The organism is Pseudomonas sp. LM13, from assembly GCF_041381355.1.
Taxonomy (GTDB): domain Bacteria; phylum Pseudomonadota; class Gammaproteobacteria; order Pseudomonadales; family Pseudomonadaceae; genus Stutzerimonas; species Stutzerimonas frequens.
The window spans coordinates 16,411-41,448 of record NZ_JACBXH010000039.1; the positions used below are offsets into that span (position 1 = coordinate 16,411).

General features: G+C 59.5%; 22 protein-coding genes and 2 pseudogenes. 17 read left to right on the forward strand and 7 right to left on the reverse strand.

What is annotated here, in order from left to right; translation table 11 throughout:
• The first annotated feature begins 50 nt into the window (after positions 1-50).
• The 5 genes from nuoJ to nuoN are packed head-to-tail and all read left to right on the forward strand — an operon-like array spanning position 51 to position 5,735.
• Positions 51-551 (forward strand): NADH-quinone oxidoreductase subunit J, encoded by a 501-nt coding sequence (gene nuoJ, locus HZR81_RS19270; protein WP_500128994.1) that lies wholly within the window; start codon positions 51-53, stop codon positions 549-551.
• Between the two features lie 3 nt (positions 552-554).
• Positions 555-863 carry an NADH-quinone oxidoreductase subunit NuoK gene (gene nuoK / locus HZR81_RS19275; RefSeq protein WP_500128995.1) on the forward strand — a complete coding sequence of 103 codons (309 nt, stop codon included), beginning with the start codon at positions 555-557 and terminating at the stop codon, positions 861-863.
• Positions 860-2,704, forward strand: coding sequence for an NADH-quinone oxidoreductase subunit L (gene nuoL, locus HZR81_RS19280; protein ID WP_500128996.1), 1,845 nt, complete (start codon positions 860-862; stop codon positions 2,702-2,704). The genes nuoK and nuoL overlap by 4 nt, the downstream gene beginning before the upstream one ends.
• A gap of 21 nt (positions 2,705-2,725) precedes the next feature.
• Positions 2,726-4,258, forward strand: coding sequence for an NADH-quinone oxidoreductase subunit M (nuoM, locus tag HZR81_RS19285; RefSeq protein ID WP_500128997.1), 1,533 nt, complete (start codon positions 2,726-2,728; stop codon positions 4,256-4,258).
• A 7-nt stretch (positions 4,259-4,265) separates the two neighbouring features.
• Entirely contained in the window at positions 4,266-5,735 is a 1,470-nt protein-coding gene (gene nuoN / locus HZR81_RS19290) for an NADH-quinone oxidoreductase subunit NuoN (protein WP_500128998.1), read from the forward strand.
• A gap of 354 nt (positions 5,736-6,089) precedes the next feature.
• Here nuoN and HZR81_RS19295 read toward each other — a convergent pair whose 3' ends face one another.
• From HZR81_RS19295 to HZR81_RS19305, 3 genes are all read right to left on the reverse strand, one after another.
• Positions 6,090-6,563, reverse strand: a complete 474-nt coding sequence (locus tag HZR81_RS19295; RefSeq protein ID WP_500128999.1) for a hypothetical protein — start codon at positions 6,561-6,563, stop codon at positions 6,090-6,092.
• A gap of 107 nt (positions 6,564-6,670) precedes the next feature.
• A complete protein-coding gene (locus HZR81_RS19300; RefSeq protein WP_500129000.1) occupies positions 6,671-6,910 on the reverse strand; it encodes a hypothetical protein in 240 nt (79 codons plus the stop codon).
• Positions 6,911-7,753: 843 nt separating this feature from the next.
• Complete coding sequence (locus tag HZR81_RS19305) at positions 7,754-10,117, reverse strand: DUF1173 family protein (protein ID WP_500129001.1); 2,364 nt, start codon at positions 10,115-10,117, stop codon at positions 7,754-7,756.
• Between the two features lie 188 nt (positions 10,118-10,305).
• Between HZR81_RS19305 and HZR81_RS19310 the strand changes: the two genes are divergently transcribed.
• From HZR81_RS19310 to HZR81_RS19325, 4 genes and pseudogenes are all read left to right on the forward strand, one after another.
• Complete coding sequence (locus HZR81_RS19310) at positions 10,306-10,539, forward strand: hypothetical protein (RefSeq protein WP_500129002.1); 234 nt, start codon at positions 10,306-10,308, stop codon at positions 10,537-10,539.
• Between the two features lie 741 nt (positions 10,540-11,280).
• On the forward strand, positions 11,281-12,531 hold the full coding sequence (locus HZR81_RS19315; protein ID WP_500129003.1) for an ATP-binding protein: 1,251 nt from the start codon (positions 11,281-11,283) through the stop codon (positions 12,529-12,531).
• 62 nt (positions 12,532-12,593) lie between these two features.
• A complete protein-coding gene (locus tag HZR81_RS19320; protein ID WP_500129004.1) occupies positions 12,594-13,019 on the forward strand; it encodes a hypothetical protein in 426 nt (141 codons plus the stop codon).
• Between the two features lie 57 nt (positions 13,020-13,076).
• Positions 13,077-13,400, forward strand: a pseudogene (locus tag HZR81_RS19325) (DUF4158 domain-containing protein); the annotation flags it as partial.
• Between the two features lie 323 nt (positions 13,401-13,723).
• Here the strand turns inward: HZR81_RS19325 and HZR81_RS19330 are convergent.
• Positions 13,724-15,313, reverse strand: a complete 1,590-nt coding sequence (locus tag HZR81_RS19330; protein ID WP_500129005.1) for a DEAD/DEAH box helicase — start codon at positions 15,311-15,313, stop codon at positions 13,724-13,726.
• A gap of 256 nt (positions 15,314-15,569) precedes the next feature.
• Between HZR81_RS19330 and HZR81_RS19335 the strand changes: the two genes are divergently transcribed.
• Positions 15,570-16,472: a DNA-binding protein gene (locus tag HZR81_RS19335; protein ID WP_019406702.1), complete on the forward strand. Its 903-nt coding sequence runs from the start codon at positions 15,570-15,572 to the stop codon at positions 16,470-16,472.
• 6 nt (positions 16,473-16,478) lie between these two features.
• Here the strand turns inward: HZR81_RS19335 and HZR81_RS19340 are convergent, their stop codons facing one another.
• The 3 genes from HZR81_RS19340 to HZR81_RS19350 all read right to left on the reverse strand — a co-directional run bounded on the left by HZR81_RS19340 (position 16,479) and on the right by HZR81_RS19350 (position 19,400).
• Positions 16,479-17,744 carry a Y-family DNA polymerase gene (locus HZR81_RS19340; protein WP_052816819.1) on the reverse strand — a complete coding sequence of 422 codons (1,266 nt, stop codon included), beginning with the start codon at positions 17,742-17,744 and terminating at the stop codon, positions 16,479-16,481.
• An 18-nt stretch (positions 17,745-17,762) separates the two neighbouring features.
• A complete protein-coding gene (locus tag HZR81_RS19345) occupies positions 17,763-18,884 on the reverse strand; it encodes an ATP-binding protein (RefSeq protein WP_279647180.1) in 1,122 nt (373 codons plus the stop codon).
• A 75-nt stretch (positions 18,885-18,959) separates the two neighbouring features.
• Positions 18,960-19,400 carry a LexA family protein gene (locus tag HZR81_RS19350; RefSeq protein ID WP_080695142.1) on the reverse strand — a complete coding sequence of 147 codons (441 nt, stop codon included), beginning with the start codon at positions 19,398-19,400 and terminating at the stop codon, positions 18,960-18,962.
• Positions 19,401-19,572: 172 nt separating this feature from the next.
• Here HZR81_RS19350 and HZR81_RS19355 point away from each other — a divergent pair, with 172 nt between their 5' ends.
• The 7 genes and pseudogenes from HZR81_RS19355 (at position 19,573) to HZR81_RS19385 (ending at position 25,016) form a co-directional block, all read left to right on the forward strand.
• Complete coding sequence (locus tag HZR81_RS19355; protein ID WP_500129006.1) at positions 19,573-20,118, forward strand: hypothetical protein; 546 nt, start codon at positions 19,573-19,575, stop codon at positions 20,116-20,118.
• 147 nt (positions 20,119-20,265) lie between these two features.
• The gene (locus tag HZR81_RS19360) at positions 20,266-20,757 is read left to right on the forward strand and encodes a DUF5983 family protein (protein ID WP_500129007.1); all 492 of its coding nucleotides are present in this window, start codon (positions 20,266-20,268) and stop codon (positions 20,755-20,757) included.
• Positions 20,758-20,762: 5 nt separating this feature from the next.
• Positions 20,763-21,023 (forward strand): hypothetical protein, encoded by a 261-nt coding sequence (locus tag HZR81_RS19365; RefSeq protein WP_500129008.1) that lies wholly within the window; start codon positions 20,763-20,765, stop codon positions 21,021-21,023.
• The gene (locus HZR81_RS19370) at positions 21,020-21,277 is read left to right on the forward strand and encodes a hypothetical protein (RefSeq protein WP_040137962.1); all 258 of its coding nucleotides are present in this window, start codon (positions 21,020-21,022) and stop codon (positions 21,275-21,277) included. The genes HZR81_RS19365 and HZR81_RS19370 overlap by 4 nt, the downstream gene beginning before the upstream one ends.
• Before the next feature lie 65 nt (positions 21,278-21,342).
• Positions 21,343-21,912: pseudogene (locus HZR81_RS19375) on the forward strand (RNA-guided endonuclease InsQ/TnpB family protein); the annotation flags it as partial.
• Between the two features lie 1,127 nt (positions 21,913-23,039).
• Positions 23,040-23,870 carry a replication initiation protein gene (locus tag HZR81_RS19380; RefSeq protein WP_500129009.1) on the forward strand — a complete coding sequence of 277 codons (831 nt, stop codon included), beginning with the start codon at positions 23,040-23,042 and terminating at the stop codon, positions 23,868-23,870.
• Positions 23,871-23,936: 66 nt separating this feature from the next.
• Positions 23,937-25,016, forward strand: a complete 1,080-nt coding sequence (locus HZR81_RS19385; RefSeq protein WP_500129010.1) for a DUF4942 domain-containing protein — start codon at positions 23,937-23,939, stop codon at positions 25,014-25,016.
• The last annotated feature ends 22 nt before the right edge of the window (positions 25,017-25,038 follow it).

Here is a 25,038-nt window from a genome sequence, read left to right on the forward strand (position 1 = left end):
TTCCCGCTGGCCGGCTTCGCGCCGGCCACCCACCCGTCGAGGACTCGCTGATGGAATTCGCCTTCTACTTTTCCTCCGGCGTGGCCGTGGTGTCCACGCTGCGGGTCATCACCGGCAGCAATCCGGTGCATGCCCTGCTCTACCTGGTCATCTCGCTGCTGGCGGTGGCCATGTGCTTCTTCGCCCTCGGCGCACCCTTCGCCGGCGCGCTGGAAATCATCGTCTACGCCGGCGCCATCATGGTGCTCTTCGTCTTCGTGGTGATGATGCTCAACCTGGGGCACAACACGGTTGCCCAGGAACGCGCCTGGATGGCCCCGCGCCTGTGGATCGGCCCGTCGCTGCTGGCCGCCGCCCTGCTCGCCCAGCTGCTTTATGCACTGTTCAGCGAACCCTCGGGAGCGACGCTGGGGCATACCGAGGTCGGCCCGAAGGAAGTCGGCATCGCTCTGTTCGGCCCCTACCTGCTGATCGTCGAGCTGGCCTCGCTGCTGTTGCTCGGCGCGCTGGTCGCGGCCTTCCACCTGGGCCGTCACGAGGCGAAGGAGTAACCCATGCACGCCATTCCCCTCGAACACGGCCTGGCCGTCGCCGCCCTGCTGTTCAGTCTGGGCCTGGTCGGCCTGATGGTGCGGCGCAACATCCTGTTCATGCTGATGAGCCTGGAAATCATGATGAATTCCGCCGGCCTGGCCTTCGTCGTCGCCGGCAGCCGCTGGGGCCAGCCTGATGGGCAGGTCATGTTCATCCTGGTGATCACCCTGGCCGCCGCCGAAGCCGCCATCGGCCTGGCGATCCTGTTGCAGCTGTACCGCCGCTTCAACACCCTCGATGTCGATGCCGCAAGCGAGATGCACGGATGAACCTACTACTGCTCACCTTCGTCTTTCCGCTGCTGGGCTATCTGCTGTTGGCCTTCTCGCGCGGACGCCTGTCGGAAAACCTTGCCGCGACCATCGGCGTGGGTTCCATCGGTCTGTCGGCGCTGACCAGCGCCTGGATCATCTGGCAGTTCAATACCGCGCCACCGGAAGGCGGCGTCTACACCCAGGTGCTCTGGCAGTGGCTGAACGTGTCCGGCTTCCAGGCTGATTTCGGCCTGCATCTGGATGGCCTGTCGCTGACCATGCTCGGCGTGGTCACCGGCGTCGGTTTTCTGATCCACCTGTTCGCCAGCTGGTACATGCGTGGCGAGGAAGGCTATTCGCGCTTCTTCGCCTACACCAACCTGTTCATCTTCAGCATGGTTCTGCTGGTACTGGGCGACAACCTGCTGTTGCTGTACTTCGGCTGGGAAGGCGTGGGCCTGTGTTCCTATCTGCTGATCGGCTTCTATTTCAAGGAACGCAAGAACGGCAATGCCGCGCTCAAGGCCTTTATCGTCACCCGCGTCGGCGATGTGCTGATGGCTTTCGGCCTGTTCATTCTGTTCGTCCAGCTCGGCACCCTGAATATCCAGGAACTGCTGACCCTGGCGCCGCAGAAGTTCGCCGAAGGCGATCTGTGGATCACCCTGGCGACCCTGGCGTTGCTCGGCGGCGCGGTGGGCAAGTCGGCCCAGTTGCCACTGCAGACCTGGCTGGCCGACGCCATGGCCGGTCCGACGCCGGTCTCGGCGCTGATCCACGCCGCGACCATGGTCACTGCCGGTGTCTACCTCATCGCCCGTACCCACGGCCTGTTTCTGCTCGCACCGGATGTGCATGAACTGGTCGGTATCGTCGGTGGCGTAACCCTGGTGCTGGCTGGCTGCGCCGCGCTGGTGCAGACCGACATCAAGCGCATCCTCGCCTACTCGACCATGAGCCAGATCGGCTATATGTTCCTGGCCCTGGGCGTGGGCGCCTGGGACGCGGCGATCTTCCACCTGATGACCCATGCCTTCTTCAAGGCCCTGCTGTTCCTCGCCTCCGGCTCGGTGATCCACGCCTGCCACCACGAGCAGAACATCTTCAGGATGGGTGGCCTGTGGAAGAAGTTGCCGCTGGCCTACGCCAGCTTCATCGTCGGTGGTGCGGCCCTGGCGGCGCTGCCGCTGATCACCGCCGGCTTCTATTCCAAGGATGAAATCCTCTGGGAAGCCTTCGCCAGCGGTCACAGCGGCCTGCTCTATGCGGGCCTGATCGGTGCCTTCCTGACCTCGCTGTACACCTTCCGACTGATCTTCATCGCCTTCCACGGCGAGGCGAAGACCGAAGCCCATGCCGGTCGTGGCCTCGCCCACAACCTGCCGCTGGTGGTGCTGATCGTCCTCTCCACCTTTATCGGCGCGCTGATCGTGCCGCCGCTGGCCAGCGTGCTGCCGCAAAGCGTCGGCCATGCCGGTGGCGACGGCAGAATCGGCCTGGAGATATTCTCCGGCGCCATCGCCGTGGCCGGTATCCTGCTCGCCGCGCTGCTGTTCCTTGGCAAGCGCAGCCTGGTCACGAGCATCGCGCAGAGTGCGCCGGGGCGTCTGCTGAGCGCCTGGTGGTTCGCTGCCTGGGGCTTCGACTGGGTCTACGACAAGCTCTTCGTGCAGCCCTACCTGCTGATCTGCCGGCTGCTCGCCCGTGACCCCATCGACGCCGGCATCGGCCTGATTCCACGCACTGCACGGGGCAGTCATGTCCTGCTGAGCCGCAGCGAAACCGGCCAGTTGCGCTGGTACGCCCTGTCCATCGTTGGCGGAGCCGTGCTGTTGCTCGGCGTCGTTCTGCTCTGACTTGCCCAAGGATTCGATATCGTGATTCTGCCCTGGCTAATCCTGATTCCCTTCATCGGCGGCTTGCTCTGCTGGATCGTCGAGCATTTCGACCAGACCCTGCCGCGCTGGATCGCCCTGTTCACCATGAGCCTGCTGCTCGGCCTGGGCCTCTGGCTGTGGAGCACCGGCGACTACAGTCTGGCGCCCTCGCCCGACGCGGCTTCAATCTGGGCCATGGAGTTCAAGCACGTCTGGATCGAGCGCTTCGGCATCAACCTGCACCTGGCGCTCGATGGCCTGTCGCTGCTGATGATCCTGCTCACCGGCCTGCTCGGCGTAATCTCGGTGCTCTGCTCGTGGAAGGAAATCCAGCGCCATGTCGGCTTCTTCCACCTCAACCTGATGTGGATTCTCGGCGGCGTGGTCGGGGTGTTTCTCGCCCTGGACCTGTTCCTGTTCTTCTTCTTCTGGGAAATGATGCTGGTGCCGATGTACTTCCTCATCGCGCTCTGGGGTCACAGTTCCAGCGAAGGCAAGCGCTCACGGATCAATGCCGCCACCAAGTTCTTCATCTACACCCAGGCCAGCGGTCTGATCATGCTGGTGGCGATTCTCGCCCTGGTGCTGGTGAACTACCACAACACCGGCGTGCTGACCTTCGACTACGAACTGCTGCTCAACGCACAGCTGGACCCAGCCATCGAGTGGCTGCTGATGCTGGGTTTCTTCATCGCCTTCGCGGTGAAATTCCCCATCGTGCCGCTGCACTCCTGGCTGCCGGACGCCCACGCCCAGGCGCCCACTGCCGGCTCGGTCGACCTGGCCGGGATCCTGCTGAAAACCGCGGCCTACGGCATGATTCGCTTCGCCCTGCCGCTGTTTCCCAACGCCTCGGCGGAATTCGCGCCGATTGCCATGGCGCTGGGCCTGATCGGCATTTTCTACGGCGCCCTCCTGGCCTTCGCCCAGACCGACATCAAGCGCCTGGTGGCCTATTCGAGCATCTCGCACATGGGCTTCGTGCTGATCGGCATCTACGCCGGCAGCGAACTGGCCCTGCAGGGCGCGGTGGTGCTGATGATCGCCCACGGCATCTCCGCCGCCGGGCTGTTCATCCTCTGCGGCCAGCTCTACGAACGCCTGCATACCCGTGACATGCGCGAAATGGGCGGGCTCTGGTCGTGCCTGCCCTGGCTGCCGGCACTGAGCCTGTTCTTCGCCGCCGCCTCCCTCGGGCTGCCGGGCACCGGCAACTTCGTCGGCGAGTTCGTGGTGCTGTTCGGCGCCTTCGCCAACTGGCCATGGGTCGTGGTGGTCGCCACCTTCGGCCTGGTGTTCTCCTCGGTCTACTCACTGATCATGGTCCACCGCGCCCACTTCGGACCGCACCGAGTCGAAGGTGCACTGAAAGGGCTGGATGCCCGCGAAGTCGGCATGATCCTGCTGCTGGCACTGCTGCTGGTTCTGCTCGGCGTCTACCCGCAGCCGGTGTTCGACACCTCGCTGGCGACCATGAGCGGCGTGCAGCAGTGGATCGGCGCCGCCCTCTCCCCATTCGCCTCAGTCCGGTAGTCGCACCATGGAATTCACTCAACAACACTTCATCGCCCTGCTGCCGCTGCTGATCCTCTGCACCACCGCCATCGTGGTGATGCTGGCGATCGCCTGGCGGCGCAATCACGAGCAGAGTTTCATCCTCAGCGCCATCGGCCTGATTCTCGCACTGCTGTCGATTCCACTGGCGCACCAGCCCGGCGGCCTCGACGTCACCGCGCTGCTGCGGCTGGACAACTTCGCCTACTTCTATACGGCGCTGATCCTGATCGCGACTCTGGCCTGCGTCACCCTGGCCCACGTCTACCTGGGCGAGAGCTCGACGGGCAATGGCTTCCCTGGCAATCGCGAAGAACTGTACCTGCTGATGCTGCTGTCAGCAGCCGGTGGCCTGGTGCTGGTCAGCGCGCAGCATCTGGCCAGCCTGTTCATCGGTCTGGAACTGCTCTCGGTGCCGGTCTACGGGCTGGTGGCCTATGCCTTCTTCAATCGGCGCTCACTGGAAGCCGGCATCAAGTACATGGTGCTGTCCGCTGCCGGCAGCGCCTTCCTGCTGTTCGGCATCGCCCTGCTCTATGCCGAATCCGGCAGCCTGATATTCAGCGAAATCGGCGCCAGCCTGGCCACCCAGGGCTCATCGGTGCTGGTGCAGGCCGGGATCGGCATGATGCTGGTCGGCCTGGGCTTCAAGCTGTCGCTGGTGCCCTTCCACCTGTGGACCCCGGATGTCTACGAAGGCGCCCCCGCACCAGTGGCCGCCTTCCTCGCCACCGCCAGCAAGGTCGCGGTATTCGTGGTGCTGTTGCGGCTCTACCAGCTGTCACCGGCCACCGGCGGCGGCTGGCTCGACGATGCCCTGAGCCTGATCGCCATCGTCTCGATCCTGGCCGGCAACCTGCTGGCGCTGAACCAGAACAATCTCAAGCGTCTGCTGGGTTATTCCTCAATCGCCCACTTCGGCTACCTGCTGGTGGCACTGATCGCCAGCGATGGTCTGGCGGTGGAAGCCGTCGGGGTTTATCTGGCGGCTTACGTGCTGACCAGCCTCGGCGCCTTCGGCGTGATCAGCCTGATGTCCAGTCCCTTCAAGGGCCGCGATGCGGATGCGCTGTATGAATACCGGGGACTGTTCTGGCGCCGTCCCTACCTGACGGCGGTACTCGCGACGATGATGCTGTCGCTGGCCGGCATCCCGCTGACAGCGGGCTTTATCGGCAAGTTCTACGTGGTCGCCAGCGGGGTTCAGTCGCAGCTGTGGTGGCTGCTGGGCACACTGATCATCGGCAGCGCCATCGGCCTGTACTACTACCTGCGGGTGATGGTCACCCTGTTCCTGCTCGAACCCGGACTGCATCGCCACGATGCGCCGTTCGACTGGGGCCAGCGCGCGGGGGGGATCATGCTGCTGGTCATCGCTGTATTGGTGTTCCTGCTGGGTGTTTATCCGCAACCGTTGCTGGAGGTGGTGCAGCAGGCGGGACTTTCCGTCGGCTAAGTCTATCGGCAAACAGACAGAACGCCCCGCATGCGGGGCGTTCTGCTTTCTGTGAACAATCAAGCGACTCTCTTTATCGACTCGACAGGCGGGGGTAAGGTCGTTCGCGATGTTACGCCCCGCATCGTCGTATATGGACTCCTCCCGGTTTGCCAGTAAAAACCAGTGCTTCTGAACCCAAGTACGACTGCTACCGTATATCCGGCTTCTGGATGAAGTGATTCGTCACTTCGAGCCTTGATGAAGTAGTCGCTCATGTGTGGCTGATCGGATTAGCGGCCTTGTCATACAGTGGGCCTTCGACGTTGTAAGCCTTCACACATGCCGGTTCGACCGGTTCGTCATCACTGTCTGTCACTGTGCAATCGTGGTGGATCTTCTACGGAATTGCGCTTGCTGCGGTGTTGCCTGTTGCTCGGTTACTGCGTTCAGCACGCAGGCAGCGATCATTACCATGTGCGCCAGTGCTTCTGTATCAGTACCAGCAGCTGCATTCATCGCAGCCTCGGACACGGCCTCACGCAGCGCCTGCAGGCCAGCGAATGTCAGGCTATTTAGCTCACTGACTCGCCCGCGCAGAACATCGAAAAGCTCCTGCCCCTCAAACTCTTCCCGGTACTTGCTCTCGTAATCGTCCTGCCAGAGAATCAGATCGACCTGTTCATCCTGGGTTAGCTGCACAACCACATGGGCATCCAGGCTGCGATTGGTTTCGACATAGCTCGCGGCGCGCTCATCGGCAGGATCAATGGCAGCGTAAAAGCGCCCGGCAAGGAATGGTCCATTTGCTGCCGTCTTGGTGCCCATGATGGGGCGCGCTGCATTCATCAGCAGCCAGCCTTTCGGTGCCCCAGCAATCTCCCAAAGTCCTTCCTCGGTTGTAACCCGCGCCTGCAGATGACCCGCAAGGTCAATCAGCGGGCCTGAGCTTTGCCCTACTCGTCCTCTTGCGCCAGCACGCTCAGGCTCTTGGTCAGTTCCTCGATCAGAATCTCCCGCGCCGACTGCTTGCTGTGGTTCTGCCAGCTCGCCCGCTGCAGGTAGTTCGCCGCCACCGGCAGTGGGTTCTTGCTGCGCCACTCCTTCTCCAGCTTGCGGGCCTCGCCCGACAAGCTCTCCTGCTGATTCTTCAGGTAGCTCTCCAGCTTGTTCTCCGTCGCCAGCCTGGTGAGCATCGCTGGATGCGTAATCCGCAATCTATATTGGCAGCAGCTGGCAGCAGCTGGCAGCAGCTGGCAGTGGCTGCCATCAGCCAGCACTCCATAAAAAGGCGTTCAGCATGTGATACACCGATATTGACTGGCAGCAGCTGGCAGCAGCTGGCAGTGGCTGCCATCTACTGCCATCAGCCAGCACTCCATAAAAAGGCGTTCAGCATGTGATACACCGATATTGACTGGCAGCGACTGGCAGTGACTGCCTCACAGCAAACACATCAGACGCTCAGGCCTTGGTGCTCGCACCTTTTGCTGAGCACTAGACCCGGCCCTACAAAACAGCCGTCACATCCCCCGCCTGATGAAAAGGCGCAGTGCGCAAGCACCCAGTAGTGTGGGATGCAAATAAAGTTTCATCCTTAGAAATAAAGTGTCATCCCGAGCAATCGGGTTCTGGCCTTGTCCGCCCCTGGAACCCCCAATGATTGCGGCCTGCAAGGCCGCAATCAGGGAGGAAATTAGCAAGATCACAATAGAAATCAACGACTTACGATTTCAGGTAAGGATGACACTTTATTCGCATGGCTCCGGGGTTTTCCGACCATTTGAAGGCCGCTGCGAGGCATTAGGATGAGACTTTAGGTACAGGTCGGGCAGTGAGCTTCCCAGCCAGCCCAGCAAATCGTTCCCGTTAGGATGAAACTTTATTTGCATCCCACAAGTAGCGTCATTTCTCTTGTCTATCCCAACCGGGCGAAGCATCCACGCCGGCAGCCACACCACACGCTGAAATAGCCCTCTAAGGCTACAAATTCACACGGTATTGAATTGCTGTATCACATGATGAACGGGTACGCTGTATCACATGCTGAACGCCTGCTGTGTATCACATGGTGAACGCTTAAAAATCAGTGCGAGACTATTACGGGTAGGGTGTTTGGGGTGATACACCAAACGCCGTGCCCGCCTCGACACCGGGGATGATTCGCCCCCTGGATCAGTCTTTTCCGACGCCATGAATCCCTGAAACCCAGACCAGATTCCAAGCCACCTACACACCGTACCTGACGACCTGGAGGACTGATGCAAACCAACGAATTGATCAAGGACCGGGCGATAGGTCTGTTGCAAACATACCGACGAGAATCTACGGAACCGCAGACTGATGTTGTGGACGTGGGTGACGTTCTTTGTTGGCTTAACCGTAGGGTTCGAGAACATGGATTGAGCATGACTGTTGCTGGCCTCGGCTTCGCGCTCGATCAGCGTTAGGCATTGCTCCAGGGCCTGGCGCTCCTCGTCAGCATGGAGGTCGTGCTTGATAGCCTTGTGGCGGGCTTTAACGCTGGCGGCTGTGAGCTTGCCCTTGTCGTTTTTTCCTTCGGCCAGTGGGCCGTCTTCACCGCCCTGCTCTTCGTCTAGCTCTTCCAGCTCGCGGCTAATGGCGTCGCGCTTTGCTTCCAGCTCGGTGATGGCGGCAGCCTCGGCGGTGTAGTAGCGGCGCACAATTAGATCGGGTGGCAGCAGGTCGGTATTGGGTTCATCTTTGTTCGGGCCGCTGGTGATCAGCGGCTGCCAGCCATCGATCACCAGTTGGTACACGTCATCCTGCAAGGTGGCGTACCAGTAGTCCTGTAAGTGCTGGTAAACATCGTAGGCATCCAGCAGCGGCGCGGCCTCGAAGCGATGCAGCAGATCTTCAGCCAGGGTATTGAGTAGCGTCTTGGGTCGGTCGCCGATGGCGATGCCTTGCAGGCGTGGGCGGTGTTCGGTACGCCAGGCATCGAACAGACCACTGATGGTCTGGTTAAAGGCGGTGAACTCAGGGTGGGCAAAGATGCTGGACTTGATCTCGGTCTGCGGCACCTTGAGTTGCAGGTAGCCGGGGCGCTGCGGGGCGAACAGTGCGCTGCGCAGGTTGGGCATCACTTCCCAGTAAGCTTGTAGGGCATCCACATCGCGCTCGGGGATGCCACCGTGCAGGTGGGCGTCGATATCTTGCAGGTCTTCCGCTGCGCTGGTGTCGATATAGCGCGGGATATTCAGGTTGAAATCGTTGGCCTCGATTTCGGCCAGCGGCACCAGCCGCGAGAACTTGGGTAGCTCGCGTTGCTGGGTGCAGGCATCGACGATCTTGTGGATGTCCTGCTCGCGAAGACGGTTCTTGTTGCCGTCTTTGATAAAGCTCTCATCGGCGTCGTAGCGTAAGGGTTTGTCGAAGCTGCGGCCTTGATCGTGCAAACGCTGCTCGATGACCGCTTCGTAGTCCGAATCCAGCGGAATCCATCGTTCGCTCACCACCATCAGGGCCAGCTCGATGACATCGGCCGTCGTCGCATTTCCCTGGCGGGGGGCGATCTGGGCAATGGCGATGACACGGCTGTCGCGCTTCCAGGCAGAAATCTCCCGCTCGAAACGCTTGGCCGCTGTGCTCCAGGTAGCCGGTGGCAGATTGAGCATTGGCATGCCGAACGGGCCGGAGATGGGCAATTTGACGAGCACGCCTTCATGGCGCTCGGGGTTGTACCGGGCCAACGGCGATACCGCGATCAGACGCAGGCCACGGGTCGAGGGGTTCAGCGCGGTGCCCTGGTTGCGTGATGACTCGCGGCTGTCCTTCGAGGCGGCCAGCATCATCACTTCGCTGAGCTTCAGCCGACTGGCCAAGATCCGCACCGCCGTTTCACGCAGGACATGGTTCACGATCCCGGCAGTGCGCTTGCCCTCCATGGCCGGATACCAGGTTGTCAGCCTCGATTCCGACCAGAGCAGATGCAACAGGCCCAGCAGCGTCATCGCCGGCTTGCTCACCCCAGGGCGAGTCGGAGCCAGAGCATCGGTGGCTTCTTCGGCCGGCGGGCTGGCGTCCTGCATACGGATACCCCGTGCCAGCCGAATCCGCAGGCTGCCGTAATCACCCTCTTCCACCACGCCCGGCTCGTAACCCTGCATTCCGGATCGGTCTGGCGCAGGCGCGTAGTACCGGCAGTCGTTGGCGTGCTGGCAGCCGGTACCGGCGAAGCGGGCCAAGTGGAAATCATCGCTCTCGTCGCGGCGCTTGATCGCGAGCTTGCGCGACCCCTTGCCCGGGCAGAGGCAGACCGTATGGTCGCCATAGGCTTTCTCAAGGACTGACTTCCAGCCTTTGGCAAAGTCGGGTTCGGTCTGAAATTCAGGTGAAAACCTTTTCCCTGAAACCAGGACCGGGTATCGGCAGTTGAGCATGCGTTTCTCCTCGTCCGGGCATCACCACCGAGCCCGATGGGCTTCCCCTCGTAGACCACGATGGTAACGGCCGATGCGGGTCGCTTGATGCGAATTGCCGCCGGAATCTGTTCGAGAATCACCACCTGCTTGGGATTTAGGCGGGAGACAATAGCGTGTAGGGAAACAAACCCTCCGCGACCCCGCTCATGAGCCAGAAAACGCCCAACAGCATCGTCTCCGATCGCCTAATTGATGCGGCGCATGGCTTCCAGGACTTCGATGTTGAAGGCTACGCCGACTTGCGCCGCGTCTGTGTCCCGTTCGGTATCAAAAAAGGCGAGAGCTTCAACGTCTACCACGGGGAAAACAGCAAACCTGGCGCTGTTTGGACAGGCGATCTGATGAGTTTCCACAGCCAATTTGCGAGCGCCAGAGCATGACAAGGCAGCGGTTCACGATCGTTTCGAGCAATTACACCAGCGTGGTCGCTGCATGGCCTGGCTCTGCTGCCGAAAACAAGCAGTACCTGCTCAATCGCCGCGTCATAGCGGAGGTGACGGCTGAGGACAGCGATGCGGCGATGCGTATATGGCGAAGATCGCTGGGAGACAACCAGCCGTCGTGCCTGCTTGAACCGTGCTGAATACAAACTTTTCCGCTACAGGTCCGATGAGGCCTGCAGCAAACCGAATCCGACCGTTGGCCCGCAAGCGGCGCCACGATCTGATGCAGAGCACTTGAGATGCTCAACAACACTTACGTCACAAAGGACGCATCATGGTAGGTAAACGGATTTCATCGCTTGGTCTGCTGGCCATGGCCATGGCCTTGGCACGTTTCTTGGGATTTCCCGCCCCTGGCGTACCTTGAAGGTACTGGCATTACGGCGTTCTCAAGCAAGGAGCTTGGCCATGCACCTGTTCGACCCACCCCTGTTCTCGACACCCTCCAGCAGCCGGTTGAGCGGCGCCGCGCTGACGTCTGAGTTGGAGGCAGCTATCCAGCAGGAGAACCGTATCCGCATCCGCTGATGCGCTCGATCAGCATGATATTAGACGGAGACATATCATGCAAATAGACGGATATCTATCAGGCAATTAGTCGGTCAGTTATGATGCAGTTGGACGGAGTGCGGCAGCGCTCTGCCGGCCCTTAAGTCATTACCCCCGCCAGGTAGCCCCGTGACCACCCCACATCACCCGCGATACCTGCGGCAGCAGGTACTGGATGCCCTCAGCGATACCCCAGTCGTCTGCATTCTTGGGCCGCGACAGGTCGGCAAGACCACCTTGGCCCGCCTGCTGCAGCCGGAGCGTACCTATGTCTCCTTCGACGACGCTACGCTGCTTGCGGCCGCCCGCTATGACCCGGTGGGCTTCGTCGCCGGTCTCCCTGAGCAGGTGATCCTCGATGAGGTGCAGCGGGTGCCCGAACTGTTGCCCGTCATCAAACTGTCGGTAGACAACGACCGGCGCCCTGGGCGCTTCATCCTCACCGGCTCGGCCAACCTGCTGCTGTTGCCCGGCGTGCAGGAATCGCTGGCTGGCCGGATGGAAGTGATCTACCTCAACCCGCTGTCCGAGCAGGAAAAGCGTCACGGCCGCCACTCCCTGCTCGAATCCCTGCTGTCCGGCCAGCTCAGGCCGGCAATCAGCGGCTTGCAACCGCCCGTTGCCGGAGTGGCCGAGGCTGTTGTGAGGGGCGGTTATCCAGAGCCCAACACGCGGACAGAGCCGCGTGCCCGGCAGTGGTTCCGTCAGTACCTCAACGCCATTATCCAGCGTGACGTGCAAGACATCGCCAACATCCGTGACGGTGACGAGCTGCTGCGCCTGCTACAGCTCATCGCCCTGCGTACCGGCAACCTGATCAACGTCAGCAACCTGGCACAGGACATCGGCCTGCAGCGCGACACCATCGGTCGCTACCTGACGGTACTGGAGCGCCTGTTCCTGATCCGCACGCTGCCCGCCTGGCATCGCAACGCCGCCAAGCGTCTGATCAAGGCACCGAAAATCCACATCGTCGATTCCGGACTGGGCTGCGCTTTGGCCAACCTGAAAGCCGCCGACTGGCCCCGGCCCGACAATGCCTTTGGCGGCATGCTGGAGAGCTTCGTCGTCCAGCAACTGATCTGCCAGGCCGGCTGGGTCGACAACGAACTGCGCTTCTCCCACTACCGCGACAAGGACCAGCTCGAAGTGGATCTGGTCATCGAACAAGACGACCGCCTGTGGGGCGTGGAAGTGAAAAAGGCCGCTTCGGTGCAGAGCAAGGACGGCCGCGGCCTGGCGCGTCTGGCTGAGCAGGCCGGGCCCAGCTGGCAGGGGGGCATCCTGCTTTACACCGGCACCAACACCCTCCCGCTGGCAGACCTACCCAATGCTTTTGCTGTTCCCATGGACAAGCTGTGGAACAAGGACATCCGATAAACACCAACGCCATAGCGTGTAGGGAAACAAGTCCTTCGCTCCTGGTCCTTCATCAGAACCCATTGCAAAAGATCTCCCTGGATTGGAATGCCGAAGGCGTTGGGGCAATGCTGGGAGATGCCGGAGATGCCCCTGCTCTGCCGCGCTTGGGATTCCCCGAGGCCCCGGTACTGTCGAAACATCACTCACCGCGACCTCAAATGACCGCACCGATGCTCATCAGCCTGCAAACCGCCAAAGCCGCCGGAGTCCAACTCAAGAACCTTCGCTCCTGCCAGTCCAGAGACGGCGAAGCGTGGAGCGCATCCGTCTATTTTCAAGGCAAGAAAGTCGGCTCCGTATGCGATCAGGGATGCGGCGGCCCCGTTGACTGCGATGTACCGGATTCGGTTTTGCAGACGATTCGTACCGCGGGTCATGCCGAGATGAAGGGAAAATTCACTCACTTCGCTCGTAACGTGTTGATGCCAAGAGAATTTACCAAATAGACCGCACAGCCTCTGATCGTGGACTATCTTTTCTGACTCCTCAGAAAAGGAGTTCCTATGGCTTCATTAGAGCGTACGGCGTATCCCACTCTGCCAAAGGCGTATTCAAAAGCTGAGCTGCAGCGAGATTTTTCGTTCTCAGATGATGAGATTAAATGGGTACGAAGCAAGTCCAAGGCCCCTTTTCACCTCAATCTCGCCGTTCTCCTCAAGACCTTTCAGGTGCTCCGGTATTTTCCTGATATCACCGACGTACCTGATCAACTGGTGGATTTCATTCGCGGAGAGTTGGGTCAGCGTAGCAAGGTGAAACTCGCGGAATACAAGTGGTTCCAGCAATATCGCCACATGAACGCGATCCGAGTTCGCCTCGGTGTGACGAGGGTAGCGCATGTCGGCACGCCCAATGTATTCGAGCGTAGAATTCACCTATGGATCAAAAGGTTAGAGAGGAAGTGAGTGAAATTTTCCCTTATCTCGGCACGCACCCTAGACCGGGATCGGCCGAGCGGGTGTGGTGACGGCATCTCGCGCCGCTTGGGTGGTCGGCACGCTGCTCGGCGCAGCGTGGTTGGCGCAACCAGTGAGTGTTGCCATTAGAAGTGCGTAAGCAGTGAGTCGCTTCTGGTAGCAGTGCACAGCAATTTCCTTGATGCCGATTGACTGCAGATAGCTTGCCCCTGGTAGGGAAAATCCCAAGGCCCTCATGCGCGCCGCTTACTCTTCGCACGCCTTACGTTGTAGCCCTTGACCCATTGCTGCATCGGCTCGCCTGGCGGCACCGACGCAACCGTGTTCACCCACTCGCGCTGGATTGGCTCAGCCATGAACGCCTGATAGGCGCCTTGCGCCCACATGGGACTTTTGCCTTTCATCTGGGCATACCCCAGCAGCTCTGCGTAAGCGTGTTGCTTCGTGTTCGGGGCCAGCTTGGTCTTGCGGTCTGCCAATTTAACCAGAACGCCAGCTGCTACCTCCACGCCGGCGTCGATCTTGATCTCGAACCCGCAGCGGGGACAGATCAAGCCGGTCATCACATAGCTGCAGGTTGGGCACGGCTTGGTCTTAGCTTCCTTGTCAGGGTTGTTATCCGGCTTGGCCCGATCTACCGGGTCACCGTCACCCATGTCGAGCCGGTCTGGTAGCGGGTCAGTGGGGAGCCCGTTACGCAGAAGATTCCCCGCATGATCGATGATGATGCCGTTGGTCTTGCCTTCGAATATCCGCAAAACCCGTCCCAGGATCTGGTAGTGCAACATCAGGCTCTTGGTCGGGCGGGCGATCACGATGCACGAGGTCCGGGGGTCGTCGAACCCTTTGGCTAGCATCCCGACTGAAACCAGCACCTTAATCTTGCCAGACTTGTAGAGCCGAATAATCTCGTCGGATTCGTCAGAGTGCATGTATCCGTCGATGTGCGCGGCCATTACGCCCGCATTGAAGAACGACTCGGCAAGTTGCTTGGCGTGATGGACATTGCAGGCAAAGACCAGTGTTTGCCGGTTCTCGCCCAGCTGCTTCCAGTGGCTTACGACATCCCCGAGGATATCGGCGCCGCCCATGACGCGGGCTAGCTCATCTTCAGCCCAGTCACCGCCAGTCGATGTTCCTACACCTTTCAGGTCAGGCACATGCGGGGCGTAACACTCGGCAGGGACTAGGAAGCCTTGGTCTGTCAGCTGCTTAGTGCTGATGCGATTGACCAGACGGTCATAGATTTTGCCGAGCCCCCGCTTGAACGGCGTCGCGCTCAATCCGATCACCGGCACCTTGTTCTTGCGGCACCACTGGATCAGATCCTGATGCGCCTTGAACAGGACGTGCGCCTCATCGATCACCACCAGCTTGGGCGGCTGAGTTCGCAGCAACCAGTCCAGGCGCGGCCCGAGTGACTGAACCGTTGCCACCTGAACCACTTTCGAGTAGTCGGTGCACGGGTGATTCGACTGAATAGCGCCGGCATATATGCCATCGGCGTGGAAGCGCGCAAGCGTCTGATCAAGCAGTTTGACGCTATCGACTATGAACCAGACCTTGTTCTGCTTTGCCGCCGCATTGGCGATGACGTATTTCGCGACCTCGGTCTTGCCCGAGCCGGTAGGGCTCATGAGCATCTGCACGAGGAATTGCTGGCGGATTCCCTCGCGCAAATCTGAAACCAGATCGTTCTGGTAAGCCCTGAGCTGCATGGTGCCTCCCTGAAGTGCTGACATCAGGAGAACACCGCTTCTGGGAAACCCAAGCCCGGCCGGCTGAGGAGTGCCGGCACACCATTTCTCGGGTTCGCTGCCCACGGCTGGTCCCCGGCGCGACGGGCACCTCTATGGGCTGTATCGGCAATTCGCGAGATCTGCGGCGCCTACCTGAGCACTGGGCTCGCCCCACGCCGGCCCCGCATACGCGTCTGCGATAAGTGCACGAGCAAAGCCAGATCAGCAACCCGCCCTGCAGTAGCACGGCTGTGTTTCATCACCTCATAAAATCACGGCATAGATAACGTTATGTGGTATCATGTTATTCGTTATCTGTTATTACGTTTCGGAGCACACCATGGCCAACATCACACCGGATAGGGTTTTCGCTGCAGCAGATGCCCTTGAGGCCTCAGGCAACCGCGTCTCTGTGCGCTCCGTGCGCGATCACCTTGGTGGGGGCTCCCCAAACCAGATCACCCCACTGCTCGCCAGCTGGCGTGCACGCAAGCCTTCAGTGGCGGCGCCGGAGATCCAGCTGGACCCTCGCATCGTCCAGCTCATTGCCGAGCAAGTCCGCGCAGCAGCCGGCGAAGCCGCTGTTCGCGCCGATGAGCGCGCAAACGAGGCCGAGGACACCCTGACACTGTGCCAGCAGGAAAACAGCGAGCTGGCCGAGCAGCTGGCCACGACCCTCCGCGCCCTGGACGAAGCCCGCGCCAAGGTCGAGCAGCAGGCAGGGACCATCAGCGAGATCCGCGAGGAAATCGAGCGCGTGCGCAGTGAAGCCGAGGAAGAGGTGGAGGCAGCCGACACCAGGGCAAACCGTGAGCGAGAAGTGGCAGAGACGGCGCAGCACGCCCTGGCCCGCGCCGAACTGCGGCTCGAATCCATGCCTCGCCTGGAAGGGGAAGTGGAACGGCTCCGCACCGCGCTCGACGAGGCACTGTCCGGTAAGCAGTCGGCAGAGCAACAAGCGGCAGTCGCCGCCGCCAAGCTCGATGCCGCTATCCAGCGTGTGTCGGCAGCAGAAGAGCGCGAGCGTGAGGCACGCCAGCAGCAGGCAGCAGCTCAGGAGGCAGCCGCCCGTGCCAATGGCGATGCCCACCAGGCCCAAATCACTCTGCAGGCCGTGCAGGCGCGGCTTGAGTCCACCAGCAGAGAACTGGAAACCGCCAGGGGCAGCTTGAGCGAGCTGAAGGAAGAGCTGAAGGAGCTTCGCGCTGAGAAGAAGCCAGCAAAGAACGGTGAGCAGGGCTAGGCGCCCTCAGCAGCGCGCTTGGGGTAATTCCTGCCAGGAGGTGGTGTAGGACGGGCTCAGAAGCCTCTGCCGCATCACCCATCCGCCGCCCTCATGATCGCTGCCGAGGCGAATAGCTCCCCTGCCCTGTCTGGCATTGATCGCATCCATCACCTGCATGACAGCCTTGCTTCCGCTGCGCGGCGCCGGTGCGAAGAGGTCGCCGGTGATGGCACCCCGCTCGACGAACTGACTTAGGATCACACCGGCCTTGGCATAAGCCACACCTTCACGAAACATCGCGCCGAGCCCTTGCTGCGCTGCTGCAACCAGATCGCGTGTGTCATCGGTCGGGTACGGCAGCGCCATGATCCGCGTTCCGCTGAAGCGCTCGCCGGGGGCAAAGGCACTGCTTTGAGCGAAGACCTGAATGCAGTTTGCCAAACTCCCCTGGGCGCGCAGCTTGGCAGCAGCAACCGAGGTGTAATGCGCCACGGCGCTACGCAGGGATTCCAAGCGGTAAATCTTCTCCCCGAATGTCCGTGAGCTGATGATCTGCTGCTTGCGCTCCGGCCCTGTGTCGCCAAAGGGAAAACATGGGATACCGCACAGCTCGCGCGCGGTACGCTCGACGTTGACGCTGAAGTAGCGGCGCAGTAGCTTCGGATCGGCGTTGGCCAGCTGCCAGGCGGTCTTGATGCTCAGCTCCGATTCAAGTCTCGCGCTCAACCTCCGGCCAATCCCCCAAACCTCTCCAACCGGCGCATAGCGGAGTAGCTTTTCCTGTCGCGAAGGGTCGGTCAGCAGCACCACGCATCCCGTCTTGGCCTTCCATCTCTTCGCCGCCCAGTTGGCCAGCTTGGCGAGCGTCTTGGTGGGGCCGATGCCAACACCCACCGGCAAGCCAATGCGCCGCATCACTTGTGCCTGCGCCTGCCGGCCCCAGGCCTCCGGGTCGGCAATACCATCGAGCCACGAAAAACATTCGTCGATTGAGTACGGGGAGATTCGAGGCGAATGCTCCTCCAGGATGGCCATCATGCGATTGCTGAGCGATTGGTAGAGCGAGTAGTTCGAGGAGAAAATCTTCACCTGATTTCGGGCTTCGAGGTCGCGCAGCTCGAATACCGGCTGGCCCATTTTTATGCCGAGCGCCTTGGCCGGGTCATTACGACTGACCACACATCCATCCCCGTTGCTGGCGACCACCACCGCAGAGTCACGCAGCCACGGCTCGAACAGGATCTGCGCCGAGCAGTAGAAGGCGTTCGCGTCGATCAAGGCGATAGTCATGGCAGCCAGCCAGCGGGGTCAGTCCTGATCATCGTCCAGCAAAACCCGCCGCAGGTAGCTTTGCAAGGCGCCGTCCTCAATGCTCCAACTGCCGTGGTCGAGGTTACCGATCAGTTCGGCTCGCTGCAGGCGTTTGAGCGCTGACTGCACCTGAGTCGTCGTAGGCGCTATTCCGCTGGGGAGTTCATCACCGAGCCTCTTGCGGTATTCAGCCGAGAACAAGGATTCCCCAGTGAGAATGCCCACAAGCAATGCCTGATCCAGCGGAGCCAAGCTCTCGATCAGGGTGGCGAACTGGCCTTCGTCGAGCATGGAAGCCCAGACGATTTTATCCGCCTCAACTACGGGCAGGTTCTGCGTCAGGCTCAGGTTGTAAATCTCGCGCAAATGCTTGGGCATCATTCCGCGCCGCACGTACAACGAGAACGCCTCGGCAGCTTCCCAGGTTCGGCCGGTGGCCTCGAAATACAAGGCGGCAAGGTGCTGCGCGAATTCCATACCCAGCTCCGGGAAACTGACCTCCGAACCGTACTGGTAGAAAGGGGCTTTGCTGCGCCGGAACATGCGCGCCAGACCATGCTGAGAAGAGCCGGTAAACACGGCATAGACCTTACCTTGCGCGCCCTGCAGTAGCGTGCGCAGCGTGGCGGTGAACGTCTCGAATTCCTTGCGCGTGGCGAGGTGCTGAACCTCGTCGATGATCAGCAGCGCCTTGCCTTTGCCGAGCTGGCTGAATCGTTCGAACAGCTCGGGCAGGACAAGCCCCGCGTCGTCCGCCAGATCGAGGCCAATGGATACTCCGTCCGCCCCGGCACCGGCGTTCACGCCACTGATCACCTGACCGGGCCTCGTAAACCGTAGCAAGGTGCGCCGGACAAAGCCGGTGCCATGAATGGCCTCCTGCAATGCCCGCGCGATAACTCGCTCCGGGTGATCCTTGTCCAGCCATAGGTCAGCGGTCGCAACAAGAAACCCCTTGTCTCTGGCCATCGGAATGAGATCGTTGCGCACGAACGTGGTCTTGCCTTTTCGACGCGGAGCGAAAATGGTCGTGGCAGTCTGGATGTTGTTCTCGAAGCCCAGCAAAATGGACTCGGCCAGCGCGTGCCGGGGGAAGTGCAGACGATCCTTGGTGGTCATGAATATGCACCTTTATGCGATTCTGGATAATTATTCATTTTTGCATAATCCAGCATAAACCTAACACCCCGCAACTCATCTGGCGGCGCCCATCTGGCGCAGCACCCAGATGCACACGCCCCAAACCTCCAAGGTTTCTGCCTCGCCCAGCACAATCGGCGGATACGCCGGGTTCGTGGCCACGAGGGAGAAATTGCCTTGTTCATCCTTGGCCAGCTCCTTGACGGTGAACTCGCATCCGATGATGGCCAGCACTACATCGCCGACCTTGGCCTCCTTCGCCTTATCCACCACCAGGATGTCGCCGTCGCGGATGCCGGTCCCGAGCATCGAGTCTCCTGACGCGCGAAAGAGGAAAATCGAGCCGGTCGGCCTGATACCCACCAGCTCATCGAGCGATAGATCCGGTACCGCGTAGTCGGCCGCTGGCGAGGGGAACCCGCAGCTCACAGGCCCAGCCAGGGGGAGTGGTTGACTAGAGGCATTGGGCGAGAGCTTGGCAGAGAGCTGGATCATGATGCGAAACCAATACTGTACATATGGACAGTATTCTAGTGCGACACCCTGAATCCTGAAACGAGTTTTTCCCCTGGGAATTCCAGTGATTGCTCGCCTTGGGTTTCGACGGCTCCATGCAAGCCTGTTCTGGCGGGGATTGGCCCCGCAAATAATCACAGCGGAGTCGCTAATGGACGAGGTTGGAAAAGCACGCGGTCGCAAATTTGCGGCCCAAATTGAGAGCGCTGGGTGGGTGCTTGACGCCGGTCAGGAAGATGTTACGTCCTCGGGAGGCTTCTGGCTCTATTCCTACAGCATTCCGCAGGGCTCGCGTCTGGTGGCTCAGCTGACACCCGAGGGGTATCGCGCTATGTGCTCGGGCGAAATGCTGAAACATGCTGCCGGCCTGAGCCCTGTTGATGTCCTCGCAGGCGCCTTGGCCCATTACGATACGTTGCGCCCAGAAAAGCGGGATCGGACATCTTCTCGTGATCTGGCTCTGGCTTTGGCTCTGTATGCCAGCCATACCCAAACGCTCAAGGCTTTGCCAAGGCTTCAAGGTGGGCTCTCGCTGCACTTCATGGTTTTCGATTGGCATACCGCTCAGGGCACCCGCATTTTGAAGCCAGGTGCAACACCTCACCCCTCCCCCATTACACCCGCCGAACTGGAAGGTTTTTCCGCGCGCGTGCTGTTCGAGCACTTGATCAAGAACCCGAGTGAGCGGCCTGCATAGCACCGGTTCCAGGAGGAATTTTCTTCTGGGTTTTGTAGGCATGTACGGCCCTCGCTGCCGGTAGCTAAGCAAAGGCGCGCCGGCTCAGCTTGGGTTTCTTTGGCTCAGCGATAGCCTGGAAGCAATCCAAACAGCGAGGACACCCGTATGCAACCCCTCAACTTTTCATTGATCTTCAGCGGCACCGTCAACCCGAATGGTGGTGATGAGGAGGCCACTGGGATCGCCATGCAACGAGGCGAGTTGTACGCCAATCTTGAGCAGGTCGTTTGCGATATCACTGGCAAGGGCCTGGTCACTGGTGACACTCCCGCCACTCTCGAAGATCACTCTCACCGCGTCCGTATCACTGAAGGCCGGTTCGACATGATGGCGATGCCCGTTATCTCGACTGCGCACCTGGACCAGCCTACTGCTCAAGCGCTGAGTGATAAGCCGGACGCCTGTAGCTGGGCCATCGTCGCCAATTACGGAGCGGGCATGTTCATCCGCTTCTTGGAGCAAGAGGGGCTGGAAACAGAGGTGCCGCAGTGTGCCGCCGATATTCGCCAGTGGCTCAAGCGTCAGGCGCTCGATGGCTGGGTGCGGCTGGATCGGGACTGGGATGCCGTTGATGGCCTGAAGACCTACGAGTGGTAGTGCCAGTGGCTCTTGAACGATTTCATTTGCTCGGGCGGCGTACCAGTGCCGCCTCCCTTGTACTGCGGGGATGCTTCCAAGGAAAAGAGGTGGTCGAGGTTGCGCCTTGGTCCGGTGAACAAACGGACCATTGGCAGACCACTGTCCAGCTGCGCTCGGAAGGGATCACCGCCATCGTTGAGTTCAACCTGTTTTTCCCGGATGGCGGGGAAGATCCTAACCGTGTGGATCTGATCCGACTGCCGAACAAGGAAGCATCGAGATGACGATTGAGCGTGTTAGTGGGCAGCGGCCATACGTGGCGAGCTGGCAGGCGTATGGCGGACACATGATGTATGTCGGTGTCTTCCCGTCACATGTCTGCGGTCAGGTGCTGTTGGCAACCGCGAAGTCCTCCGAAGCGGCTGGGTTTGTGTCCGGTGAAGCTTGCGCTGCCGCACTAATGGCCTTCGGCTTCAAGGTTGACGGCGAAACGTGGATTGATATCGCTCCGATGTGCGGTCAGTTGGCGCTGTTCTGACCGCCCGACTCTGCTTGGGGCTGGAATTCTGATTTCGCTGGGAACCCGCATGCAAAGCAGCATTATTCAGCAGCAACTGGAAACGGGCAAAAGCCCGCGTCCAACACATCCATCACCGCATCGCCAACGTGCGCCGTGACTATCTGCACAAGGCTTCCACAACCATCAGCAAAAACCACGCGATGGTCTGTATCGAAGACTTGAAGGTCAGCAACATGAGTGCATCGGCAGCCGGCACGGCTGAGCAACCAGGACGCAACGTGAAGGCCAAGTCGGGCCTGAACAAAGCGATCCTGGATCAGGGATGGTTCGAGTTCCGTCGCCAGCTCGACTACAAGCTGGCCTGGAATGGTGGTTGGCTGATCGCGGTGCCCGCCCGCAATACCAGCCGAACTTGCCCGATCTGTGATGATGTCAGCCCGGACAATCGCAAGACACAGGCGCAGTTCCTGTGCGTTCAGTGTGGCTATGCGCAAAACGCGGATGTGGTGGGCGCAATCAACGTGCTTCGCCGGAGCGAAGCTCTACTGAGCAACGAAGGGCCGGACTTGGCCCGGTTAGCCTGTGAAGTGAACGGCGCGGTAAGGCCGTCAGCAGCAGGAACCTGTTGGCCGAGCAATCGGCTTAACGCCTGAAAAGGAATCCCCTTCCTGAGCAGCTGCGAAGGTGGGGGAGGATGTCAAAGTTGCCTGATCTGAGGTGCTGAGCTGCCAGGTCCGCTCTTCCCCTGGTAGGGATGCCCTGTCGCTGCTAGCTGGCAAAGTTGGTTCGCAGGAGGTGGGAGTCGTGGGATCAGGTCCCAGGCCGGGGCTCGATCCCGCCTTGTCCACAACCACCTGCCCTTTTAAATCTTTTTTTCTTGTTTTATGGCTTGTTTTTAAAAGCTTTATCGGAACGCTCCAGCCCTTCTACCATGCGGGTTTCAGAAGGGTCATGACTACAGATTCCCACCTTCATGACTACAGATTCCATGTCTCATGCCTACAGATTCCATTCCTCATGACTACGGATTCCATGCTTCGTGCTACAGATTCCATGCGCTATCCACAGGCAGGTGAGAACGCGGGATGAAGGGGCGAAGTCAGGGCTACAACAAAACAACCAATTTGTAAGGCTCAATCTTACGCATTTGTTGTAGGTTTAAGCTTCCGGCACCTCTGAAGGCCGCTAAATCATTGATCTGCAACCAGTTTTCCTTTTATCGGAACCTTGAGCTACTTCCGATTGTCCCGCTGGCCTCACAGCTACAAATTCCATGCTGTGAGCATGATCAATGTCACGATTTTGAGCCGCAGATCGGCCGATGGGTGCGGCCTAATGACTACAAATTCCATGTTAAGCAGCGCTCCGAACGGGCTCATGACTACAGATTCCATGTCGTAAGCCAGGCTTTGGAGCCCTCATGACTACAAATTCCATGCTTCATGACTACAGATTCCAGGTGGAAAACCTCCCTCTCTCGGCGTCATGACTACAGATTCCATGCGAAACGAGCGGATCGGAACGCCTCATGACTACAAATTCCATGTTCCCAACCAGGGCGGCGTGGCCTTATGACTACAGATTCCATGCTGAAATGACCTCAGGAAATCCTCATGCCTACAGATTCCAGGTCGAGAAGATCACCCGCATCAAGCTGTCATGACTACAGATTCCATCACCTGCCGGCACGGTGCGAGATATCTGCAGGATGGTCGGTTGGGGTTTCCGGGAAAGGCCTTTATGCTCAACACCCTGAATGACTTTTGACCGGGATTGAGGCATGGGAGACATCATCACGACTGATAGCGTCGCCACTGAGCCAGACAGCGACACCAGCAATGAAACGATGATTTCGCCTCACGTTGTCTCCAAGCACAACGATCTGGTGGGCGCGTCCTATCGCTTGTCCGTGGCTGAGCAGCGGCTGATCTTGCTGGCCATTGCCAAGATCGATTCGCGCAAGCCCATGCCCAACGGGATCGTAGTCACCGCGCACGACTTCATGAGCCGGTACACGGTCAACAAGAGCGATGCCTACACCCAGCTCCAGGACGCCGCCAAGCAGCTGTTCAACGCCAAGATCACCTCCATCACCGGGACTGGCAAAGGCCGGGCGATCCACGAGGTCCGCTGGGTCGAGCGCTGCACCTATGTCAAAGGCGAAGGCCGGGTAGAGCTTCTTTTCTCCACGACCGTTAAGCCATATCTCTCCAGGCTGATCGGCCATTACACGTCCTACGACCTTTGGCGTGTTTCCGGCATCGAATCAACCTATAGCTTTCGACTCTTTGAGATGTTGATGCAGTACAAGTCGAAAGGATGGCTTTACATCACAGTTGAGGAGCTGCGCCGGCGCCTTCAGCTCGGCGAGGCCTATGAGCGCTTTAGTAATCTGCGCAGTCGTGTTATCGATGCTTCAGTTAAAGAGCTGCGCAATAAATGCAGCATGGAACTGGACTACGAGTTAATAAAAGAGCATCGGACAGTTAAGGCAATTAAATTCAACTTTAGGTTGCTCGATCAAATGACGCTCCAGTTCCAGAGCGGGAGTTTTCCTCCTGAGGATCTTGAGCAAGACATGAACGATATCATTGCAGAGCCCGAAGGTTAGGCAGCGCTGATTTGGGTATTTAAGGTTACGCGGGACAATTTGGTCATTTCCTTATAGGTGATGACCATGTTGAGCAACATACCCGCAACAGAGCCAGAAGTAATCCCTGCCGATATTATAGACACGTTCTATGCTCCGGTCGCTTTCGACCGATTCTCCTCCCTTGTCTCTGCTTATGAGACAACCAAGAAAAAGATATTGGACGTGCATGCTATCTACACCCAAGAGAATGTCTCGGGTGTTATGCACTACTTTTTCAATGGGAACAGTAAAGACAAGTATGGCCACTCGGCAAGTCTTCGCCACACAACCTCGTTCTCCGAGATTTTCCAACTCCAAGGCGCCCTGTTTGAGCTGGAAGCCACATACTGGGATAAAGCGCTGCGGGAAACAGACCTGATGGACTATATGCCGCAGGAGCGCCGTAATCAGTGGAATGAAATCCTGAACGCCTGGCGTGACCATAATTATGTAAAGGGCCAGAACCCAGAACGTGATATGCCGGATTTTAATATCGACAATCTTCGGAGCACGATAACTTCTTTGCAGGCTCGGAGAGCCGAGTTCTTGGCTGAGCGGGTAGATGGAATATTCAAGGGACTATCGCGTCAGCACGTAACGAATGTTCCAGAGGGATTCTCCAAGCGCATGATCATGAGTGGCGTGTTCAACGAGTGGGGAAGCACGTCGCATGATCGCGAGGGGTATATCCACGACCTGCGGATGGTGATCGCGAAATTCATGGGTCGCGACGATCCCTGCCGATCTTCAACGGGACGACTACTGCAGACCGCACGCGCGGCGTCTGGAGAGTGGATCGAAGCGGACGCCGGCGCATTTCGGGTGAAGGCGTTCAAGGTGGGCACAGCTCACCTGGATGTGCATCCTGAGATGGCGTATCGGCTCAATAGCATCCTTGCTTATCTGCACCCTGCAGCCATACCTGAATCGTTCCGCAAGCGGCCGAAGCGGGCACCTACAGGCACATTCAAGAACAGGCCACTGTTTGATCGGCCGTTCTCAAATGCGGTTGGGGCTCTGCTGGCCCAGATCGAGCCTTTCAGGAAGATGGTTAAGTCTAAAAGCTTCCGTCGCGATTACGACTGGCGGTTGCAGGAGCTGAGTGCAACACGGTTATTGAATTGAAGCCGGAGCATCATGCCGCATT

Excerpts from the sequence above, each read along its gene's own strand:
- nuoJ (WP_500128994.1), top strand. The coding sequence starts at position 51 with ATGGAATTCGCCTTCTACTTTTCCTCCGGCGTGGCCGTGGTGTCCACG.
- nuoK (WP_500128995.1), top strand. The coding sequence starts at position 555 with ATGCACGCCATTCCCCTCGAACACGGCCTGGCCGTCGCCGCCCTGCTG.
- nuoL (WP_500128996.1), top strand. The coding sequence starts at position 860 with ATGAACCTACTACTGCTCACCTTCGTCTTTCCGCTGCTGGGCTATCTG.
- nuoN (WP_500128998.1), top strand. The coding sequence starts at position 4,266 with ATGGAATTCACTCAACAACACTTCATCGCCCTGCTGCCGCTGCTGATC.
- HZR81_RS19295 (WP_500128999.1), bottom strand. The coding sequence starts at position 6,563 with ATGAATGCAGCGCGCCCCATCATGGGCACCAAGACGGCAGCAAATGGA.
- HZR81_RS19300 (WP_500129000.1), bottom strand. The coding sequence starts at position 6,910 with ATGCTCACCAGGCTGGCGACGGAGAACAAGCTGGAGAGCTACCTGAAG.
- HZR81_RS19305 (WP_500129001.1), bottom strand. The coding sequence starts at position 10,117 with ATGCTCAACTGCCGATACCCGGTCCTGGTTTCAGGGAAAAGGTTTTCA.
- HZR81_RS19310 (WP_500129002.1), top strand. The coding sequence starts at position 10,306 with ATGAGCCAGAAAACGCCCAACAGCATCGTCTCCGATCGCCTAATTGAT.
- HZR81_RS19335 (WP_019406702.1), top strand. The coding sequence starts at position 15,570 with ATGGCCAACATCACACCGGATAGGGTTTTCGCTGCAGCAGATGCCCTT.
- HZR81_RS19340 (WP_052816819.1), bottom strand. The coding sequence starts at position 17,744 with ATGACTATCGCCTTGATCGACGCGAACGCCTTCTACTGCTCGGCGCAG.
- HZR81_RS19345 (WP_279647180.1), bottom strand. The coding sequence starts at position 18,884 with ATGACCACCAAGGATCGTCTGCACTTCCCCCGGCACGCGCTGGCCGAG.
- HZR81_RS19350 (WP_080695142.1), bottom strand. The coding sequence starts at position 19,400 with ATGATCCAGCTCTCTGCCAAGCTCTCGCCCAATGCCTCTAGTCAACCA.
- HZR81_RS19355 (WP_500129006.1), top strand. The coding sequence starts at position 19,573 with ATGGACGAGGTTGGAAAAGCACGCGGTCGCAAATTTGCGGCCCAAATT.
- HZR81_RS19360 (WP_500129007.1), top strand. The coding sequence starts at position 20,266 with ATGCAACCCCTCAACTTTTCATTGATCTTCAGCGGCACCGTCAACCCG.
- HZR81_RS19370 (WP_040137962.1), top strand. The coding sequence starts at position 21,020 with ATGACGATTGAGCGTGTTAGTGGGCAGCGGCCATACGTGGCGAGCTGG.
- HZR81_RS19380 (WP_500129009.1), top strand. The coding sequence starts at position 23,040 with ATGGGAGACATCATCACGACTGATAGCGTCGCCACTGAGCCAGACAGC.
- HZR81_RS19385 (WP_500129010.1), top strand. The coding sequence starts at position 23,937 with ATGTTGAGCAACATACCCGCAACAGAGCCAGAAGTAATCCCTGCCGAT.